General features: G+C 57.2%; 13 protein-coding genes. 7 read left to right on the top strand and 6 right to left on the bottom strand.

Features of this window, described 5'->3' with window-relative positions:
- Nucleotides 1-821 precede the first annotated feature (821 nt).
- Together K1Y02_09410 and K1Y02_09405 are read right to left on the bottom strand one after the other, a co-directional pair.
- A complete protein-coding gene (locus K1Y02_09410; GenBank protein ID MBX7256566.1) occupies nt 822-3,068 on the bottom strand; it encodes a hypothetical protein in 2,247 nt (748 codons plus the stop codon).
- A gap of 30 nt (nt 3,069-3,098) precedes the next feature.
- Nucleotides 3,099-4,196 carry a S9 family peptidase gene (locus K1Y02_09405; GenBank protein MBX7256565.1) on the bottom strand — a complete coding sequence of 366 codons (1,098 nt, stop codon included), beginning with the start codon at nt 4,194-4,196 and terminating at the stop codon, nt 3,099-3,101.
- Nucleotides 4,197-4,332: 136 nt separating this feature from the next.
- Here K1Y02_09405 and K1Y02_09400 point away from each other — a divergent pair, with 136 nt between their 5' ends.
- Nucleotides 4,333-6,921 (top strand): phosphoesterase, encoded by a 2,589-nt coding sequence (locus K1Y02_09400; GenBank protein ID MBX7256564.1) that lies wholly within the window; start codon nt 4,333-4,335, stop codon nt 6,919-6,921.
- A gap of 78 nt (nt 6,922-6,999) precedes the next feature.
- Nucleotides 7,000-7,947 carry a sugar phosphate isomerase/epimerase gene (locus K1Y02_09395; GenBank protein MBX7256563.1) on the top strand — a complete coding sequence of 316 codons (948 nt, stop codon included), beginning with the start codon at nt 7,000-7,002 and terminating at the stop codon, nt 7,945-7,947.
- 127 nt (nt 7,948-8,074) lie between these two features.
- On the opposite strand, the gene K1Y02_09390 is transcribed toward K1Y02_09395, so the two are convergent.
- From K1Y02_09390 to K1Y02_09375, 4 genes are all read right to left on the bottom strand, one after another.
- Nucleotides 8,075-10,525, bottom strand: coding sequence for a PAS domain S-box protein (locus tag K1Y02_09390; GenBank protein ID MBX7256562.1), 2,451 nt, complete (start codon nt 10,523-10,525; stop codon nt 8,075-8,077).
- A gap of 163 nt (nt 10,526-10,688) precedes the next feature.
- Entirely contained in the window at nt 10,689-11,114 is a 426-nt protein-coding gene (locus tag K1Y02_09385) for a response regulator (protein ID MBX7256561.1), read from the bottom strand.
- A gap of 742 nt (nt 11,115-11,856) precedes the next feature.
- The gene (locus K1Y02_09380; protein ID MBX7256560.1) at nt 11,857-13,890 is read right to left on the bottom strand and encodes an MCP four helix bundle domain-containing protein; all 2,034 of its coding nucleotides are present in this window, start codon (nt 13,888-13,890) and stop codon (nt 11,857-11,859) included.
- A gap of 784 nt (nt 13,891-14,674) precedes the next feature.
- A complete protein-coding gene (locus K1Y02_09375; GenBank protein ID MBX7256559.1) occupies nt 14,675-15,643 on the bottom strand; it encodes a hypothetical protein in 969 nt (322 codons plus the stop codon).
- 339 nt (nt 15,644-15,982) lie between these two features.
- Here K1Y02_09375 and K1Y02_09370 point away from each other — a divergent pair, with 339 nt between their 5' ends.
- The 5 genes from K1Y02_09370 to K1Y02_09350 all read left to right on the top strand — a co-directional run bounded on the left by K1Y02_09370 (nt 15,983) and on the right by K1Y02_09350 (nt 19,775).
- Nucleotides 15,983-16,708, top strand: a complete 726-nt coding sequence (locus K1Y02_09370; protein MBX7256558.1) for a metallophosphatase family protein — start codon at nt 15,983-15,985, stop codon at nt 16,706-16,708.
- 16 nt (nt 16,709-16,724) lie between these two features.
- Nucleotides 16,725-17,315: an imidazoleglycerol-phosphate dehydratase HisB gene (gene hisB / locus K1Y02_09365; GenBank protein ID MBX7256557.1), complete on the top strand. Its 591-nt coding sequence runs from the start codon at nt 16,725-16,727 to the stop codon at nt 17,313-17,315.
- Nucleotides 17,316-17,718: 403 nt separating this feature from the next.
- On the top strand, nt 17,719-18,549 hold the full coding sequence (locus K1Y02_09360) for a universal stress protein (protein ID MBX7256556.1): 831 nt from the start codon (nt 17,719-17,721) through the stop codon (nt 18,547-18,549).
- A 34-nt stretch (nt 18,550-18,583) separates the two neighbouring features.
- Entirely contained in the window at nt 18,584-19,459 is an 876-nt protein-coding gene (locus tag K1Y02_09355) for an HDOD domain-containing protein (protein MBX7256555.1), read from the top strand.
- Nucleotides 19,460-19,547: 88 nt separating this feature from the next.
- Complete coding sequence (locus K1Y02_09350) at nt 19,548-19,775, top strand: hypothetical protein (protein ID MBX7256554.1); 228 nt, start codon at nt 19,548-19,550, stop codon at nt 19,773-19,775.
- Nucleotides 19,776-19,857 lie beyond the last annotated feature (82 nt).

Here is a 19,857-nt window from a genome sequence, read left to right as displayed (position 1 = left end):
CAATATATGCCTGCGCCTCTTGCATGAATCATTGCGCTGAATGGGCTTGATTGGCGCTCTTCATTCGTGTGATTCGCGTGTTTCGTGGTCAATATTCTCCGCGTCACCAGACGCCACCGCCGTTTCGCCAATTTCTTAGTCTACGCCTCGTTTTCATCATGGATAGTCAGTGCAAGTCTCTCTCGCCCTTACAGGGCTCCCGTTGGGCGGGGGCAGGAACCTGGGGTTTCGATTCGCGTCGTTGACGCGATTCTCACCCCAGGCTGGAGTCTGCCGTGCCTACGGCACTCAAGAGAAAAGACTGTGGGAGTGATAGTGAACAGAAGGCTGGGCATTCTGCACAGCGCCAAATAGATGCATTAGCTTGGCCGCGATTTCTTCTACCAAGGTCCGTGTTGGAGCGAGTCTTCGCGCATGCAGTTCTGCATGACAAACGGCCTCTTGGCATCTTCGTGCAGAATTCAATTCAAGAAGAAACGCAGTGGCGCGAAGGCGCAAAGCCGCAAAAGAAAGACTGTTACCCTCGACCTATCGCGTGAAGTTAGTTATGCAAATGTCCTCTCGTCATTTTGAATTGAGTGTCTTCTGTCTTCTCTTGTTCTTCTTCGTGTCTTTGTGACTTGGTGGTAAATTTCCGGACGTTCTCACCACCAAGTTGCGATGATCCCAAGCAAGAAAGACGATGTCCGAGTGGGCAGGTCCGTCATCCAAGTGTTCCCAAATATATATGTGACGAGTCGTTGCACTGTTCGGTCAATGAATCGGAATGACTCAAGGGTCTTCTGTCGTGAAGGAAGAGGCTTGCGTTGCTTGCCAGGCGATCAATCGCGCGGTAGCATTACCTCGACGTCCGCCAGGCGTTCTTGCGGGTGTACCTTGAGCCGTTCGAGTCTGCCGTTCTTCAAACGGCCCTCGACGGTGGTTTGGTATGGGGCGTGTACTTTGAAGTCGACGTCCCAGCTCTTGGGCCAGGCAGGGAAGAGGCGAATGGTCTTGCCTTCGGATTGGATGAGCATAGTCTGAAGGGCGAGTACGCCGTTGCACCCGTGGTCTTGGTCGGGTATCCAGTCGAAGTTCGGTCCCCAGAAAGCGGGGAATCGGCTGCCCTCGTGGTGTGTGACAAAACGGTCTGCCACGAGGTCGGCTGCAGTATCGGCCATTCCAAGAAGCGCGGCCTGCACGGCATCCTGATTCCATCCCCTGTTGCCCTTCACCTCGCGATGCTCGAATGTCTTGCGAGCCAGTTCCAGATCGGGTTTGCCTACGCCGAAGATGCGAAACGGGAACACGGCGTACAGTTCCGCATTCTCGGAGTTTGCTCGGTCAGCGAGAATCTCTTGCGCAGGCGCGAGCATACGGACCCCTTCGAGATCACGCGTTGGGAGATCCGGCGTCTCGCTGAGCATGCGTTGCCATTGGGTGCGCTGTGACTCCGAAAACGCGTCCGGTGGAAGCTCAATGAGTCGAGAGAGCACGTATTGGAGTCCGGCGATATCGGGCGCCGGGTTCACCACGTCCTGCCACGTCTCAAGCGCTTGGCCCGGCTTGAGCAGAATTTTTCCGGCGGCATCGCGTGCGTAGTGTTTGTCGAAGAACTCCAGCGCGGTTTCGGCGAAGGGGAGAAGGGTGTCCCGGAGAAACGAAGCATCCTGCGTGTGGGCATGGTGATCGAGCATGAGCGCGATGAGTTCCAGTTGGCTTGTCCAATACCAGCGGATATAGCGGTTGTCCACGAGGGAAACGGGTTTGCCAGCGCGATCCCAACCGTAGTTGTCGTTGGCGTATGCGCCCCAGAAGTACATGGTCTCCGGGAAGAAGGCGCCGTCGTGACCGAAGTAGGTTTGCGTACGCGCTTCAGCGAAGGGCAAAGCGTCGGTATACATCCGAAACAGCGGGGCCGCCATATCGAAATCGCCCGACGCCATCAGCGGCCAGTAGATGAGCCGCGTGTTTTGAAACCAGTACGGTCCGCCCCAACGCCGGTAATCGGCATCGAAGGTTTCCTTGCCTTCGCGGGCGTCGACCGTGAAGATGGAGCCGTTAAACTTGATGGGAGAAGCGCCGCGTCCCGCGCACGCGGTCATGAAGCGTTGCAGTGCGTATCCCTGAGATGTCTCGCGGGCTTGGTCCTTGCCATCCGCGTGAATCCAGCTTCGATTCCAGAAGTCATGCCACCAAGCGCGATGATCAGAATACGATTGGTGCTTGTTCAGAGTACGATCCGCGTCCGCAATCGCAGCTATTCTTTGTCTCCAACTGGCGGTGACGGCAGCAACGTCTATTGTAGGCGTGCCTTGCTGAGGGACGGTGCTCAGGCAATACACATTGACGTCATGAGTTCGCCGTGGAGTGGGGGAGACCAACTCCAGTTTGCCCCGCTTCACCAAGCCGTCACCTGCAATCATTCCTCCAAACGTCCGGAACAGCAGCGGATCCGGACGTTCGGCGGCCCATGAGCCCATGCCCTGAAGGTCCATTGTTTCACGCCAGATCGACGTTTCGTTACTGTGGCACCAGAGAACGGTATCATCGGCGTCGTCGAAAATGACGTCAGGCATTGAATAGACGGGGTGGGGCGCTTCCATCATTCCGTATGCGCTGACGGCTTCGTCTTTGCCCAGCGCGCGCTTTTCAGTCCGCCAAGGTTCCAACGCAACGACCACCGAAGTTGGATCGCTCGTTCGCGCCTCGACCCGCACGGCCGGATGATTGGCGTCCACCCATATGCGAATGGAATCGGAACGTCCAGACGTGATACTGACGGCGCCATCTTCGAGCTTGAGCGTTTGCCGAAAGTGCTTTACGCCAGCAAACGGGTTTGGAGTCAGTGATACGCGCACGCGGCCCAGTTTCAGCAGCCGGCAATTGTCGTCCCAGGCGTCTGTTTTGCTCACGTAGAAGAGAAGGTCGCCGCTTGGTTCCATCCACAGGTTGACGCCGATGTCGCCGTTTCCGAGCGGCATTGAGCCGGATGAATCGGCACTGGGAGACGTCCACACGACGTCGTAGGCATCGGGTCCCGAGCCCAAACATGCCGCGAATGCGACCAGAAGCAACGATGCACCCATTTCACTTCCCCCAATTGTCCGCACCGGCGTCTATTGTCCCGACACGTAGCGTTTCACGAACTCGAATGCGCCGTCACCGCGAAACTCGTGGCCACCATCGAACTCCGCCATCACGAAGCGGTCGCTGAGGTTCAGGCCGTCCCAGAAACGTCTCGCGCGTTGGTACTCGGCGCGCGCGCCCTCAACTGCGAATAGTTCGTCGTTTATGCCAACTTCCACCATCAACGGACGCGGGCATATAAGCGCGCAGATTTCCGCGTCATTGAACTCGTTGAAGTAATTGAAGAAGGACCAGTCCTGCCAGGCATAGCGGTTCCGTTCGTTAAAGTAGCACGAACTCACCGCCACCTTGATGCGCGGTTCGAGCGCGGTTGTGTAGAGCGTATAGAGGCCGCCGTACGACAATCCCATCATCGCAATGCGCGAGCGGTCCACCTCGGGGCGGGCGCTGACGACGTCGATGGCGCGGCAGATCTTCCAGACCTCCACGGCCATTATGGACGTGCCCACGTTTCGCAGTTGTTGGTCCAACTGCAATCGGTTGGGTCCCTCTATCGGTTCGTTTCCGCCGATGTTGAAGATGAGCGCGGGCGCATAGGTTACATAACCTTCCTGCAAGGCACGCTGCACCATCCAGCCGTAGTTGCCCGCGGTAGGCATGGTGGGTTGAATGATCTCCGGGCTGCCACCTCCGCCGTGTTGGCATATCATTAGCGGGGCACGTCCCTTGAGGCCGTGGGGAATGCTGAGGATGCCGTAGGACTCCACGCCCTCAAGGACTTCCAACCATACGCGGTAGATACTCGCATAGGAGTCGTCCGCGACGTGCTCGAACCGGGGTTCGGCGCCGCGCTTGATCATCGGCGGTGGAAACCCGATGCGCTCCCGCACCCGAGCGCGAAGCGGAGCGATCGACTGTTCGTATGCGGAGACACTTCCGTAGTCCGGTTGGACAAACGCATCGCGCCGCGCCGGGGCGCCTGCGTTGAGGCGCTGGGCGTAGTCGGCAATCTGGTCAAACTCCCTCTGGCGAATGGGGCGCGACGCCTCGATGGGTTCCTGATAGTGCCCCGGATACTCGCCATCTAGTGTGAGTACGGTCAGCAGCAGCGCGAAGATAATTCCCACGATATCCTCCTGTGTGTTTGCGAGGCCCACGATAGAACGGCCGTGACGCGCTGTCAATTACTATCTGGGTTTGCGGCTGGCGGCTTGTCAGGAGTAGTGTACAAACACAACGCGTTGCCAGCCACGGGGGACCACCATGATGCGCATCTGCCTCGTTTTGTCCGTGCTTTCTATCTGTTTCGGGATTTCGGCTGAGGCGCAGACAGACCACGCGGTCGGATCAGACTCGCACGGAGGAACGGTAGTCGCCACAGGGCAGGTGGTTCATCCAGCCGGTACGACTACCGCGTTTGGAGGCCGGCCGGTGGACATGGCGCTGTCGCCCGACGCGGGCAGACTCTATGTCAAGGACAATCGCGGTCTGGTTGTACTCGATGCGGTCACGATGAAGGTCCTGCAGGAACTTGCGTTCCCTGACAAGCAGGGAGGTTCGATGCACGGCATAGCGGTTACGAGCGACGGGGGGCGTGTATACGCGACGACCGCGCAAGGACGATTGTGCGAGGCCGTGGTGAGCGCGAAGGGGGTACTTTCCTGGGCGCGGATACTGGACATTCCCGGACCACAGGGCGAGGGATCGTCCGTGCCGTGCGGCATTGCGATCAACGCAGGCAACGACACCGCCTATATCTGTCTTTCGCGGCACAACACCGTGGCCGCGGTGAATCTGCAGTCGATGGCGATTGTCACGCAAATCCAGGTGGGAATCGCGCCGTTCGATATCTTGTTGAGCCAAGATGGCGCGGAGGGGTGGGTGTCCAACTGGGGAGGGCGGCCTCCCGCCAAAGGCGAGCGAACCGCGCCGTCATCGGGGACGCAAGTGGTGATTGACGAGCGTGGAGTGGCAGCTAGCGGCACGGTCTCTCGCATCGACCTGACACTGATGCGCGAGACCAAGCACGTGGATACCGGACTGCATCCTTCCGCATTGGCGTTGGATTCCGAAGCGGACACCTTGTACGTGGCCAACGCGAATTCCGACACGGTGTCCGCCATTCATCTCGATACATTCACGTTGGCGGCAACGCTATCCGTGCGGCCCGACGCCGGGCTGCCGTTTGGAAGCGCGCCTGGCGGATTGGCGATTGACGCTGCGCGCCGTTGTCTGTACGTCGCCAACGGCGGGAATAACGCCGTGGCGGTGGTATCGCTTGAGCAGAAGGACGCTCCCGAAGTGCGCGGGTTCATTCCCGCGGGGTGGTATCCTGGCGCGCTAGCCATTGCGAATGGACGGATCTTCGTGGCGAACGTGAAGGGGTATGGTTCGCGCAATAAGGATCCCAACAAGCGCGGATGGCACGTGTATTGGCACCAGGGATCCGTGTCCGCATCGCCCCTTCCGCAGGACAGCGAACTGGGAGCGCTGACGCGGAGCGCTCTTGCCGGCGCACTGACCGCTCAGGCCAAGAAGGCGCTCTCCATGGCCGGGCGCGTTAATGTCAGACCTCTGCCGGTGCCCCGGCACACTGGAGAGCCGTCTGTATTCGAGCACGTGGTCTACATCATCAAGGAGAATCGCACCTACGACCAGATGTTCGGAGACCTGCCGCAGGGGAACGGCATGCCCGGACTGTGCGTCTTTCCGCGCGAGGTCTCACCCAACCACCATGCCCTCGCGGAGCAATTCGTCCTTCTTGACAACTATTACTGCAACGGGGTGCTGAGCGCCGATGGACATTCCTGGGCCACGGAAGGCAACGTGACCGATCACCTGGAGAAGTCATTCGGAGGATTTGCGCGAAGTTACACGTTCGGCGACGACCCCCTGACGTTTTCGAGCACCGGCTTCATTTGGGATTCGGTGCTGGCGCGTGGTCTGACGTTCCGCAACTACGGCGAGTTCGACTACGCTACGCTTCAGCCCGAGAAGACGCCCTTCAAGGCGGTGTACGACGATTTCGTTTCCGGGACGCGCTCCATTGCCATTACGCACCGCATCGGCGTCGAGCGCATGCGAACACTGGCATGCCCCACCTATCCGGGATGGAACCTCGCAATCCCCGATGTCCTTCGCGCGGACATCTTCCTTCGGGAACTCGCGGACAGCGAGGCGACCGGCCGTTGGCCCAACTTCATGATTGTTTACTTGCCGCAGGACCATGGATCCGGCACGCAGCCGGACGCGCCCACGCCGCGCGCGCACGTAGCGGACAACGATTTGGCCCTGGGGCGAATGGTGGAGAGGATTTCGAGAAGCCGGTTCTGGCCCGCGACGTGCATCTTCGTTAATGAAGACGACCCGCAGGACGGGTTCGACCACGTGGATGGTCACCGCTCCATCTGTCTCGTCATGAGCCCGTACACAAAGCGAGGTAAGGTCATCAGCGAGTTCTACAATCAGACGTCCGTGCTTCACACGATTTCGCGCATCTTTGGATGCCCGCCAATGAACCAGATGGACGCCGCCGCGCCCCTGATGAGCCGGTGCTTTACGTCCAAGCCTGATTTTAGTCCCTATACGGCATTGCCCAACGCGATTCCCCTCGATGAATTGAATCCGCCGAAGGCAGCGCTGTCGGGTCAGGCACTGCACTGGGCGGAGCAGAGTCTGGCCATGGATCTGTCCGTGGTGGACAACGCCGACGAGGACACCCTGAACCGGATCATCTGGCATTCCGCGATGGGTGTCGACGCGCCATACCCGGAGGAGTATGCCGGCGCCCACGGGAAGGGGCTGAAGAAGCTGGGGCTGATGCTGTCTGGAAGTGTGACAGATGAGGACTAATCGCTGCTTGCACGCGCCGTGACCTTTCGCATAGAGTCCGACCCTGACAATTCCCATGACTAACTGTAGAGGTGACCCATGCCGCAATCGTCGATGAATCGAAGACAGTTTTTTCAAGTTGGCGCCGCCGCGGGAGCAGCGTTGACAGCCGCTTCCACCGCGTCAGCTCAGGCTCCAAAGAAGTATCAGGAAGGTATCAGCCAATGGGCGTTTGTGCTCAATGCGAGCACGATTCGCCCTACCCCGCTGAAAGACAAGATTCGCGTCGCGAAAGAGACGGGATGGGATGGTATTGAGTTGTGGGTGCGAGAGCTGGAGGACTTCGAGAAGGCGGGCGGGAATCTGACCGATCTCGGCAAGGAGATCGCTGACCTTGGACTCTCTGTTCCCAACGTTATTGGGTTGTGGGATTGCATGCCCGCGACGCAAGAAGAGTGGGACAAGATCATGCCGACATCGCGCGACCGGATGCGGATTTGCGCGGCGGTGAAGTCGAAGCATGTCGCTGTGCTGCCGTTCCCTGATCGCGAAGACTTCGATCATCGTTGGGGCACGGACCGGTACCGGGATTTGCTGAAGATCGGGCGCGAAGAGTACGGCATTCTGCCCGCGTTTGAGTTCGTGGGATTCGCAAAGGGAGTCAACCGCTTAGGCTTTGCGAGTGGTATGGCAATTGATGCGAATGACTCGGACGCCGGGATCATCGCGGACACCTTTCACTTGTTTGGCGGTGGCTCGGGTTTCAACGGGGTGAAGCATTTGAACGGCAGTTTCATCGCGGATTTCCACTGGAACGACGTGCCCGGCGATGTTGCTCCTGAAGCGGCGCGCGATGAGCACCGAGTCTATCCAGGCGACGGTGTCCTGCCATTGGTGCCCTTGCTGAAGGACTTGATGGCAATCAACTATACGGGCCCGCTTTCGCTTGAGCTGTTCAATAAGGAGCATTGGGCGATGGACCCGAAGGTAGTTGCGGAAAATGGCTTGCGTAAGATGCGCGAAGTCGTTGCCAAAGCCACGAGCTAATCGCACGCCGGAAGACTATGACGTGACTGCTGGGGCCCTGCGCGTGCGGGGCCTTCATTCCATTCTGCCGCTCAGATGGGGTGATTGGGTTGGCGCATGAGCGATTTGCAGATGCGTGACTTGCGGGTTAATGCTTCATTTCCAGCGCCGTGCGAAGAGTTCGCGCCAGTTCGCTGGCCGTGAATGGCTTCTTGATGAACAGCACGGGGCCTCCGCTCGTTGCCGAGAGGATGCGCGTTGATTCATTCAGTCCGCTTGTCAGTATCACGGGCAAGTCCGGGCGCACGCCGTGTGCCGCGTCGGCCAATTCCGTCCCCGTCATTTTGGGCATGGTATGGTCCGTCAGCAGCAGGTCGAAGTACATGGGCGCTTCCTGGAACAACTTTAGGGCTTCCGACGGACTCGCAACAGTCGTCACGCGGTATTGGAGCCTGCCGAGCAGCAGGCGCCCCAATTGGAGAATAACTTCCTCGTCGTCAACCAGCAGGATGTGCTCACCGTTGCCTGGAGGAGGGGGCATGTCGCGCATCAACGGGCGATCTTCGGTTTCGTGGTACGCGGGAAGATAGACCTCGATCGTGGTGCCTTTCCCAGGTTTGGTTCGAACAGCGATTTCTCCACCCAGATCGGTGACGATGCCATGCACGGTGGAGAGTCCGAGGCCGGTCCCTTTGCCGTGATCCTTGGTCGTGAAGAATGGATCGAATGCGCGCTCCAGAGTCGCCTTGTCCATTCCGATGCCCGAATCGCTGACACTCAAGCGCACATACGTACGCCCTGGCCGCAGACGAGGTTGTCTGAGAGCGGCCAAGGTGTTCGTGTCGATTAGTTCGCATGTCACGGTCATGGTGCCGCCCACGTCTTCCATCGCATGAAACGCGTTGGTTCCGAGATTCATGACGATCTGGTGTATCTCGGTGGAAGCGCAGAAGACGAGGCAGGTCTGTTCCGAGACAATTTCCCGTATTTCAATCGTCGTCGGAATCGACGCGCGCAAAAGCGCAAGCGTCTCATGCAGCAGCGGCTGAAGAGGTAGAGGCTTTCGTTCCAGCTCTACGTTGCCGCTGAAGGTCAGAATTTGGCCAACCAAGTCTTTCGCGCGAAGACAGGCCTGCATGACCTGACTCAGGCGTTCCTTGGAATCGCCTTGGGGCAACTCGTCGCGCACGAGTTCCGTGAACCCCATAATCGGCAATAGAATGTTGTTGAAATCGTGGGCAATGCCGCCGGCAAGCGTTCCAATTGCCTCCAGCTTCTGCTTTTGCCGAAGCCGTTGCGCCGATTTCACCTGCTCCGTCACGTCGCGGCGCACAGCCACATATCCAGTAATTGCGCCCGTCTCGTCTCGTACCGGGGCAATGGTCATATCCTCATTGAATAGAGTGCCGTCTTTGCGTTGATTGACCAGACGTCCCCGCCAGATGTTGCCGCTTTCCAGCGTGTCCCACATTTTGGCGTAGAAGTCTTCGTTCTGGCGACCCGCGAGCGTCAGCCGAAGATTCTGGCCAATGGCTTCATGCATGGAATACCCCGTCATTCGCGTGAAAGCCGGGTTCACATAGTAGATGACGCCGCTCCGATCCGTGAGCAGGATGCTTTCCGCGGCTTGTTCGATTGCTCCAACGAGGCGCGCGCGTTCGTCTTCGGCATGCTTTCGTTTGGTGTCATCGTGGATGAACCCCTCGATTGCAGCCAGTTCATCCTCTCCGAAGATACCGACGCCTTGTTCGCGCACCCATTTCTCAGTGCCGTCCTTGGTGATTATGCGGTATTCGATCTCGAATGGGCGTCGTTCCGCGAGGGCCGCCTGTACTGCATCCCAGACACGTTCCCGATCATCCGGGTGAATCAGGTTCGCGTACGAAACCTCTTTGCGCCTCCGAAATTCCGCGGACGTATATCCGGTCAGGGCCAGCGCTCCCTCGCTGACGAAGTCCATGGTCCAGAGCTTGTCGTTCTTGCACCTATAGACCATCCCGCGAAGATTGCCGAGCAGGGTGGCCAACACGCGCTCGCTTTCGCGGAGTTCTACTTCGCTGGCTTTCAATTGGGCATACAGGGCGCGCAACTCCTGCTGTTTGCTCTTGAGATGTTCCAGCGTTTCGATACGGTCCAGATCCTGCTGCTTGCGTGGCGTGATGTCCACGCTGTGTTCGATTAGATGCGTAACGCGGCCGTCCGGTCCGAAGAGGGGATATGCATGCAACTCGACATGACGGCGCGTACCGGAAGAGTCTACATAGACTTGCTCGACGGTCGCGGGTTTGCCGGATTCACGCACGACGGCAACGGGGCAACTGTGCTTGGGAGATGCGCACGGGCCTTTGTGCTCGAACAAGTACGCGTGGCACGTCGAAATGCTGTTGGGGGAAGCGCGTTTGGCCGACGTGTTTGTCAAGATAACGTCGTGAGCGTCAATATCGACGATGAGCATGGGGTGGGGAACGGCGTCGAGTATCTCCTGCAGGAAACGCAGAGCAGAAGCATCTCTGAGACGATCGGCGATTGAGAGAACCTCGTAGTCACCGTTCGCCACGCGCGCACTTCGAATCGCTTTACAGCTATCTACGAAAAACACAGATAGGGCACCCCGTGAAGCGTTTCGTCGGTCTCAGGGTCCTGACGGGACGCAAGCACTCGATTCAGTGCTCGCTAGCATTGTCCGCCGTCCTTGGCGTACAGCCCCGTCCACATGGAATCCTGCTTGCGCCGGGCGGGAGCCCGGCACGCGGAGCGCCAGATTAGGCGCTTCGCAATCTCAAGGAACTCACTTGAGCCGCGAATCGTATTGTTCTAGCCAATACGTCCGGTCCCGCTTCATCCTTGATGAAATAGTCTTCGGCCCCGTACTGAACGGCCGCTATGATCGATTCATGGTCTCCCGTTTCCGCGGTCACAATGATGGGCACATTGGGCGAGTGGGCATGTACTCGCTTCAAGACGTCGACTTGCGACTCATCGTGCAGCGGCTGGTTCAGGACGACGGCGTCCACGCCGCCTTCAGAAAGTCGAGACAGGCCTCGTTCGTGGTCCGAGGCAACCTCTATGGCGAAGTCAAGGTTCGCCACGCCTGAGAGGTAGGGTTCGATAGGCTGGTTTACCGGGTTCGAATCTTCAAAGAGAAGCACACACAAAGAGGCATTTCCCCGACTCTGATCGCAATCCATGGTCAACTACTCCCCGATCAAAATGACCCCTAGTACTTCCTAGGAATTCCCCTACCTTCCAACGCTTTACGCACCACCGGCATTTGCTCGCTGTGAGACCCCACCGTCTGAATGGTCGCGACTTCACCGATTTCCTGTCCAGACCCAACTCAAGACCTCCCCGCAGTCGAGGCCGCATGAACTCGTGTTTCCCCCTTCTCTAGCGAACGACTGCACAATTGTTGGCATCGGTCGCGTTCGGAAGCACGTTTCAAATTGATAGGATCTAGATGTATTTTACACATAAACCGATAGTTCCGCAAGCAACTTTAAGAATTTATTGATTATAGTCTTGAATAATCCACATATATTGCCATTGCCGTGTTTGCTGAAACTAATCTGTTCTGATTTATACTAATGTAAAAAATGACGATTTGTCAACAAAATAATTTCGTACAATCAGATATAGTGTGTGTGTAAGGGATTGTTCGCATGATGTGCTACTAGCGGTGGCCGATTGGCAGAAGATACGCTCCACGCAAATGTATTGGATACCGGCTACGGGAGACGCGCGTGGATGTGGCATCTGCCCTCAATTTTGCGCCCAGGACTGGGTAAAGGCGGGCAAATGTGCGCTGAGGGGTTTCGAACGGACCGGGAGGTCAGGCGTGCGCTTGACCTCCCGGTAAGTGGGCTGTGTGGCCGTATTGTGTCGTTGATGATTTACATGACGACACTTTGGCATGACGCCAAGCCGTTGCTGCTAGAAGTCGGCCATATCTGTGTCGTCGAGCGGAATCACCTCTTCGGGTTTATGGACACGCTGCTCCGCAGCAGGGCTTGCGGTCAGTGCCTTGGGTTCTCTCCGTTCGCCGGTTTTGGCTGCGGGCGGGCGCTTCAATGCTTGCCGCGCCGCAGTTGGCGCCGGCTTCTTGCGCATGGAAGTGGACTTCGTGACCGAACTCGATTGCGCAGTGCGGTGCTTCACTTTGTTGCCGACGATCTTCGCCAGCTCGTCCACGATCTCTGTGAGGTTTGCCGCTTGGGCAGACAATTCCTCGCTGGCAGCCGCTGCTTCCTCGGAATTGGCGGCGTTCATCTGGGTGACCTTATCCATCTCGGCGACGGCTCGATTGATTTGGTCGATCCCCTGCGACTGTTCATTGCTTGCCGCAGACACTTCGTTGATGAGCTGTTCGACTTTTTGCGCATGACCCACGATCGTGTTCAGAATCTCCGCAACCTCGGCCGAAACGGCGACACCGTTCTCCGCGTTTCTTTGAGACTCTTCCACGAGAGTGGCCGTATTTCGTGCTGCCTCGGCGCACCGTTGGGCGAGGTTTCGCACTTCTTCTGCGACGACGGCAAATCCCTTGCCCGCTTCGCCGGCGCGAGCGGCCTCAACGGCCGCGTTGAGCGCAAGCAGATTAGTCTGGAAGGCGATCTCGTCGATTGTCTTGAGTATTTTTGCCGTTGCGTCCGACGAGACTTTGATTTGCTGGATCGCCGTATTCATGCGCGAGGTGACCTCGCTGCCGTTTTCAGCGCCGTTACGAGATTCTTGGCTCATCGATCGCGCTTGGTTGGCGCTCTCGGCATTCTGCCGTGTCATCGACGCCATTTCTTCAAGCGACGCTGAGGTTTCTTCAAGGCTTGACGCCTGCTCGCTGGCTCCCTGCGCCATTTGCTGGCTAGACTGGGCGACTTGACCTGCGGCAGACGAAACCTGGTCCGCGCCGGAAGTCAAAGAGTCGATAATGCGGTTGATGGGTTTGGTGATGCTGCGCGTGATGATCAGTCCCAGGATCACAGCAAGCACGACACCGACACAGAGGCAGACGAGCATGATCATTCTGCCCCAATCGGCAGCCTGTTGAGCGGCAATAGAAAAGTTATCGACGTCCGTGCGGGTCTTGTCTACTAGCTCAGTCAGCGCCTTGCCCAGTTCGCCGCCACTCTTGGTCAAGGGTCCCATGGCGAGTGCGTTGATGGCCAGGAATTGTTCCACCGCCTTTTCCGCTTCCGCTTGCATGCCCCCAAGACCTTTTGGTCCCATGATGGTTTCAAGGGCAGGGGTCATTTCATCGCCTACGATACGGCCAGCTTCAGCCGCGTTCCCGGCCCGCACGGCCTCCTGGACCCTTTTCACGCATTCGTGATACTTCTTGTGAACGGGATCGTTCTCCTTGATGCAGTCCAAAATGGTTTGATTGGTCGTGGGCGAAAGGGCTACCCACTTGCCGTAGTTGCATGCCGATGAATCGTCTCCGCCCTCAAACGCGGTCCCCGAGGAAGCCAGCCGGTCGCATTTGAACAACAGCGTGAAATGATCCCCCCGGAACCTCTCCAGTTTCGCCAGCATATCGTCCGGGTTAAGGATGTCGTTCTTGTCAAATTCCGCCAACATCGTGTTTATCTTCTGGCGGTCCTGGTCCCACGGTTCGAAGGCTTTCTTGAAGGCATCCCACATCTGCTGCTGCTCAGGGGTGCGATCCAGCTTCTCGTATTCTTCCCATGCGGCCAGCATGTCCTTGAGCGCCGCGTCGCGGGTATCGGCCGCTTTTGCACGATTCTCTTTGGGCAAGTGCGAACTGAGCAGCGCTCGGTTCTGCGTGCGCTGAACCTCCATCTTGTTTGTGATGGTCATCAAGGCCCGGACACTCGGCAGGCTCGTGTGGCTGAACGTCATCAACGATTCGTCGAGATGGGTTGTAAAATAAACGCCTACTAATCCAACAAACACGGCAATCGCGGCGATCGCCAGGAATGAGAGCATCAATTTTGTTCCCAATTTCATTCTTAATTGCTCCTTTTCAGAACGATCGACATCAAGCAGAACCGATTCGATGGTCCGCCCGAGTGGCCCATCGAGCCTTTCCTGTTTCGGCTCGTTTGCCTGGTAAATGTCCGATCATCCAAACCCAACCCCCAAAGAACACTGACTCCAAGTCTTTTCTCCAGCGTGATTCCGTAATGGACCAGCAGTGTTGGTGCGCGAAGAACCCATGAATCCTGCGAGGTCTTCCGCTCCCCAAAAGTGCGCCCGTCCCGGTTTCTCTCACTTCAACGGAACTTATCCTGCTACCATCCGGCGCCTCGTACACAAACCTAATCAAGTGGGCGTCATGCGCTTCCCTGTAGACTTCAGTAATTCCGGGTCTCTGGCGGACACAGCGAGACACAACTGGTAGGTCGATCCGGTGTTGCCCGTGCGTGCAAGGAAAACTGTTTGCTGATGGCCACAATTCTTATATCAGCGGATATTGTACACGGTCTCCGCTCATCCCGCAAGTAGCAATTGAAATTATTGAATTATGTGAGTGTATGGAATGCACAATATGCGCAGTTTTCCCCTCCGCTATCAAATGATCTGTGACACTGAGCGGTTTGGGCAATACTCTTCGCACGGGACTCCCTCATCTGAGAGTCGGGTAGAGACAGCGGAGCCTACAGCAGCCACGGGTTACTGAATTCAGACAATGCCGATGTCTGATGAGTGATTGTAACTAATTTCAATATAAAGAGTTACACGGGCGTGTAGTGCGTGGCTCGTTACGGATGCGTAGGGAACCGGACTTCTCTTACGAGACACTGGCCAGCATATTCTCAATGGCTGCAAGTACGAGCCCGGCAGACCTCTCCCACCGCCGTTGTGACGCGTATTTCGCCGCTCCCTCCGAGAGGCGCTTGTAGAGCACTTCATCCTTGGAGATGCGTTCGAACTGAGCTTCCAGTTCTTTCCAATTGCCAGCGGCATGGAGAAGTCCGGTTTCTTCCGGAACGACACACTCGCGGGCGGCAATGGTGTTCGGGCTGAGCACTGGAATACCACGGTCTGCAAATTCAAGCGCTTCCCATTCATGGCCTTCGCCGCAGTACGCGATCCAAGGGGCCATTGCCGGATCAAGTTGGGTATCCACCTGTATCCCTTTGGTCTTCAGGCGAGCGATTAGCCGTGCACCGCCGGTTCGAAAGAGCCGCGACTCGCCAAACTTTCCAAGAACGAGTACGCGTCTTTCCGTGTCAGCCCGTTTTCGCTCGTAGTCCACCCCATTTACGCCCACGGGGGCGAATACAATGTGTCCCGGCGGGACCCCAAGCTCACGCAGTTGACTTGCGCCAAGTTGTGTTGTGGCGATTATCGGGCCCATCCTGTCACTGATAGCGGGCGTTTTGGCGGTCACGCTGAACACCCAAGGTAGTACCGGGACCTGGAGATGAGAGGCGACGTCCAAGGTTCGACCAGCGACGCAGTTCAGGACGACGTCAAACGGGCATGAGCCGGATTTTGCCAAGCGACCCAGGAAGAGACGGGCCAATGGTCTGTGGAGTGGCATGGGGCCAAGCCGGGCCACGTGGATGCCGTCCACCAATTCGAGTTCCTGGACGCCTACACTTCCTGACCTAAGGGTGAGGCGCTTACCGCACAGCCAAGCCACATAGTGCCCTTGTGCGGCAATGCGCTTTAGGATTTCGTGAATGGAACGCTCGATGTAAGAAGGCTTCTTTACCGTCCAATCCCGGGGGTGCATAACGAGAATACGTATCATTCCAACCTCCACAGCGATGGTCACGTCTTTCGTCTGATTCGGCGAAGAATGACCGAACTCACCTACATTGTACTATTCTTTGGCGCGCGGGTGCCGATCACGAACGATCCCGGCGGTTGAAACCCGGCGTCCGTTGGGGCACAATGCCCACTATTGCGGCTTCGCCCGATCTGTGCACGTAAGCTTAGTCCCGCGGAGCGCGAAGTGATCGCCGGTTGTTTGTACAATGTCGAGTACCGGTGTGGCGTGGCTGTGCCATGAATATGCGCGATCTGAAGATGTAGGATGAGTGGGGTAGGGATGACTAACGAAGCGCCGTCGGCGTGAGGATGGAGTTATTTGCGTTACGCGATAATCTCGGATGTGCACGCCAACCTTGAGGCCTTGCAGGCCGTTCAGGCGCGCATTCAAGAATTGGCAGTGGACCAAATCGTCTGCTTAGGCGATGTCGTTGGCTATAACGCGAGTCCGAACGAGTGTGCGGACTTGGTTCGCGAGACCGGAATTCCCACCATATGCGGCAATCATGATGCGGTGGCTTGCGGAATCGAGGAGCCATGGGGTTTCAATCCGGTGGCGCTGCATGCGGCGCTGTGGACGCGCGAACATCTTTCCGAGGCAAACCTGAAGTGGTTGCGTGAGTTGCCCGACAACATGCAGTTCACGCATTTTCTTGCCGCACATGGGTCGCCCACGGATCGCGACTGCTATCTGTTTACGTGGGAGGATGTGCTGCCCCACATTCCCTACCTTGCGGAGCAGAACTATCGTCTGTGCTTCTTCGGCCATACGCATAGTCCTGGGATATTTTCGGCAGACGGTCTGTACTCGGTGGACGACGATCTCAAGTTTGCGTTGGGAGAAGGAAAGACCTTCTTTATCAATCCCGGCTCCGTGGGACAACCGCGGGACGGCGATCCTCGAGCGGCGTTTGGCCTGTTCGATTCGCAAAAGAACGAGTACCAGTTGATTCGTGTCGAATACGATGTCGAGAAGGCGGCTCAACGAATACTTGAAGCCGGATTGCCCCATTTCCTTGCAGAACGACTGTCTCTGGGCCGGTGATAGAAAGGCTGTTGCCATGCGAAACGCGGTAATTACCCGCGAGACTGCCGAAACCGCAATTCGGATTGAACTGAATCTTGACGGATCGGGCCGTTCGAACATAAAGACGGGCATCGGCTTCTTCGATCACATGCTGAATCACATCGCCCGGCACGGGCTTTTCGATTTGAACGTGGAAGCGAAGGGCGACTTGCACATCGATCCGCACCATACCGTGGAAGACGTGGGCATTTGCCTGGGCATGGCTTTTATTCAAGCCTTGGGCGACCGCAAAGGCATCGTTCGCTATGGTCATGCCGTCGTTCCGATGGATGAGGTATTGGCCGAGGTTGCAGTCGACATCAGCGGCAGGCCCTACTTTTCCTACAAGGCGGATTTGCAGCGGACGCGGCTCGGAGACTTCGACACGGAACTTGCCGAGGAGTTCTTTCGCGCTTTCGCCGTAAACGCTCGCGTCACACTTCATGTGATTCTGCGTCAGGAAGGAAATCTTCACCACTGTATCGAAGGCATGTTCAAGGCCTTCGCGCGGGCACTGGATGCGGCGACGTGTATCGACGCGCGTGTATCGGGTGTGCCCTCGACCAAGGGGATGCTTCAAGCATAAGACGCACCGGAAGCTGGCCACCGTATGGGAGGCCCGCTTCCGGTTTTCCGTTTCTCGCCCGGATTTCTCACGAACACACTTAGCCCCTCTCTCGTAATCGTCGCGTTTGCGAGACTTGCGGCGAAAGGCAGCGCGACTATCCGAAAACAGAGTGTGTTCGCGATAAATCCTCATGGCATAACCTCAACGTCTTGCACGTGGGCAATTTGCGCCGGCGCTCAATCGCGTCGGTGCAAATTGCGGACTCGGTAGACTTCATGTCTCCTGCGCACGGCGAAACGAACGCTTGAGAAGCGCCCACCGGCCAAGCGCATCCCGCAAAAAGTGATTTTTCAAAGTGGTTTCGCTACAATTTTCGCGCACGGTATCGGAGTTCATGTGTGAATAGGTGTTCGGGAGTACCATGATTAAACATATCCTTGTTCCTACCGACGGCAGCGAGCAAGCCATGCTTGGGGTGCGGTACGCGATCGCGGTAGCGAAGCATTTCGAGGCAACCGTTCATGGGCTGCATGTCATGGACATCAAGTTGCTTGAGGGGCCGTTTTTGCGCGATGTGTCGGCCTCTTTGGGTACGGCTCCCTATGCCAATTATCAGGGCAATATCACCATGATTCTGGAGGAGCGTGGAAGACTTGCGCTCCAGTTATTTCAAAAGACCTGCGAAGAGGCGGGGGTCGCATTCACCATTGAGCAGATAGCGGGGCTTGTGCCTCGCACCATACTTGAGAAGAGCGAGCTCACCGACCTCATCATTCTTGGCCGAAGCGGAGAGCACAGCGAATGGCTTGAGGGTTTGCTGGGCTCTACCACGCAAGCGGTTGTACGTCGAAGCACGCGGCCAGTCCTTGTGACGGGAGTTGCAATACCCGGACGCGGGAAGTTTCTGGTGGCCTACGACGGTTCGGCGCACTCCAAGAAGGCGCTGCAGGTGGCCGTGCAAATGAGTTCGAGTTGGGGAGCGCCGCTCGAAGTTCTATCGGTGGGAGGTGCGAAGGCGAGTGCACTGCTTGATGAGGCGCGCGCATATCTTGCACCTCACGATGTCGCCGTGAATTATGTCGTTCGCGAGGGTGATCCAAGCGAAGTGATTGTCGAACATGCCGCTGAGTGCAGGGCGGATCTTCTCGTAATGGGAGCCTATGGGCATACAAAGGTGCGTGAACTTGTAGTCGGGAGTACGACAGCCTACGCCATGAATCGGGCAGGGTGTCCGTTGCTTTTGACCCGTTGAACCACAACACCTCGTTGTATGAACGTGAGGGATTATGGAAACTAGGAATGCCGTTCAACGTGTGATAGAGCGTGTAGGCGATTTGCCCGCTATGCCCGCGACTGTCGCCGAGCTTCTTCGCTTGACGGACGATCCGATGGTCGAGTTGGGAGAAGTGACCCAAGCGCTTGAAAAGGACCCGGCTTTGACCGCCAAGATTCTACGGGTCAGCAATTCGCCTTACTATGGAATGAAGCAGTATGTGGGCACGCTCAAGCTGGCACTCGTAATTTTGGGTGTGCGTGAAGTCCGCAACATTGTGCTGGGGATCGCGGTTGTCGATACGTTGCATGACGAGAAGCTTGTCACGCTCGTGGCCAAGAATTTCTGGTCGCACGCGTTTACGGTGGCTGGATTCGCAAAAAAACTGTCCAATGTGCTTTCCATCGGTCTTCAGGGGGAAGCCTTCACATCAGGACTTCTTCACGATATAGGCAAATTGATCCTTCTCCGCCAGCTTGGATCCACGTATGCCGACATCATCAAGAAGACGGGCGGTTCTTCGGATGCATTATGCGTTGCGGAACGCGAGCGGTATGGATTCACGCATGCCGATGCGGCGGCGGCGCTCGCGGCTGCCTGGAATTTTCCATCCGCTCTTGGCGATGCGTTATTGCTGCATCATTCAATTGACGGGTGTCTGCTAACAAGCGCAAAGGATCCAAAGCTGGCCGCTGTCGTGCGTATCTCCAACTTGGCGGCGCATGAAGACTTTGAGAACGCCGAGGCGATCGGCGATCATCCCTGCGTGAACGAGGAAGCCTGGAGCGTATTGGATTCCGTGCCAGCGCCCATATCGAGGAATGCGCGGTTCGAAGTGATCAAGACAATCGCGGAGGAACTCAAGGAAGTTCCCATTCCTCAATTCTGACGAATTCGCCGCTTGAGTCTAATCGGAAGCGAGATCGGCTCCTAATGCCACGCAACAGGCCAATCTTGCGCGCACCACGAGGTGGAAAGTGTCGAAGAAAGAGAAAATTGTAATTCGAAGAGACGACGATCTTGTCGACATAGATGACGAGTTGGAAGTAGCCATGCAGGCTTTGGACGGCGCGAATCAGCGTATCGTGAACCTGCTTTCGACGATGGAGCCGATCAAGCCTGTGCCCGAGTTGGCTGCAGAAGGGGAAGACGCGGCGCCCGGTGCCTCTGCCGAGAGCGAGCAGCAGACTCCGGAAGCCAATTGACACCTTCGCCCGAGTGTCCAGGCTCCTGCGGTCCCATCTTTCGATGGCGCGCGGTTCGAGCACTAAGTGGATTCATGACCGA

The organism is Candidatus Hydrogenedentota bacterium, from assembly GCA_019695095.1.
Lineage (GTDB): Bacteria > Hydrogenedentota > Hydrogenedentia > Hydrogenedentales > SLHB01 > JAIBAQ01.
Note: the sequence above shows the minus strand (reverse complement) of the source record. Positions and strands in the feature narration are given on the sequence as shown.

Coding starts and splice junctions, on each gene's coding strand:
- K1Y02_09410 (MBX7256566.1), bottom strand. CDS start 3,068: ATGGGTGCATCGTTGCTTCTGGTCGCATTCGCGGCATGTTTGGGCTCG.
- K1Y02_09395 (MBX7256563.1), top strand. CDS start 7,000: ATGCCGCAATCGTCGATGAATCGAAGACAGTTTTTTCAAGTTGGCGCC.
- K1Y02_09380 (MBX7256560.1), bottom strand. CDS start 13,890: ATGAAATTGGGAACAAAATTGATGCTCTCATTCCTGGCGATCGCCGCG.
- K1Y02_09385 (MBX7256561.1), bottom strand. CDS start 11,114: ATGGATTGCGATCAGAGTCGGGGAAATGCCTCTTTGTGTGTGCTTCTC.
- K1Y02_09355 (MBX7256555.1), top strand. CDS start 18,584: ATGGAAACTAGGAATGCCGTTCAACGTGTGATAGAGCGTGTAGGCGAT.
- K1Y02_09375 (MBX7256559.1), bottom strand. CDS start 15,643: ATGATACGTATTCTCGTTATGCACCCCCGGGATTGGACGGTAAAGAAG.
- hisB (MBX7256557.1), top strand. CDS start 16,725: ATGCGAAACGCGGTAATTACCCGCGAGACTGCCGAAACCGCAATTCGG.
- K1Y02_09360 (MBX7256556.1), top strand. CDS start 17,719: ATGATTAAACATATCCTTGTTCCTACCGACGGCAGCGAGCAAGCCATG.
- K1Y02_09400 (MBX7256564.1), top strand. CDS start 4,333: ATGATGCGCATCTGCCTCGTTTTGTCCGTGCTTTCTATCTGTTTCGGG.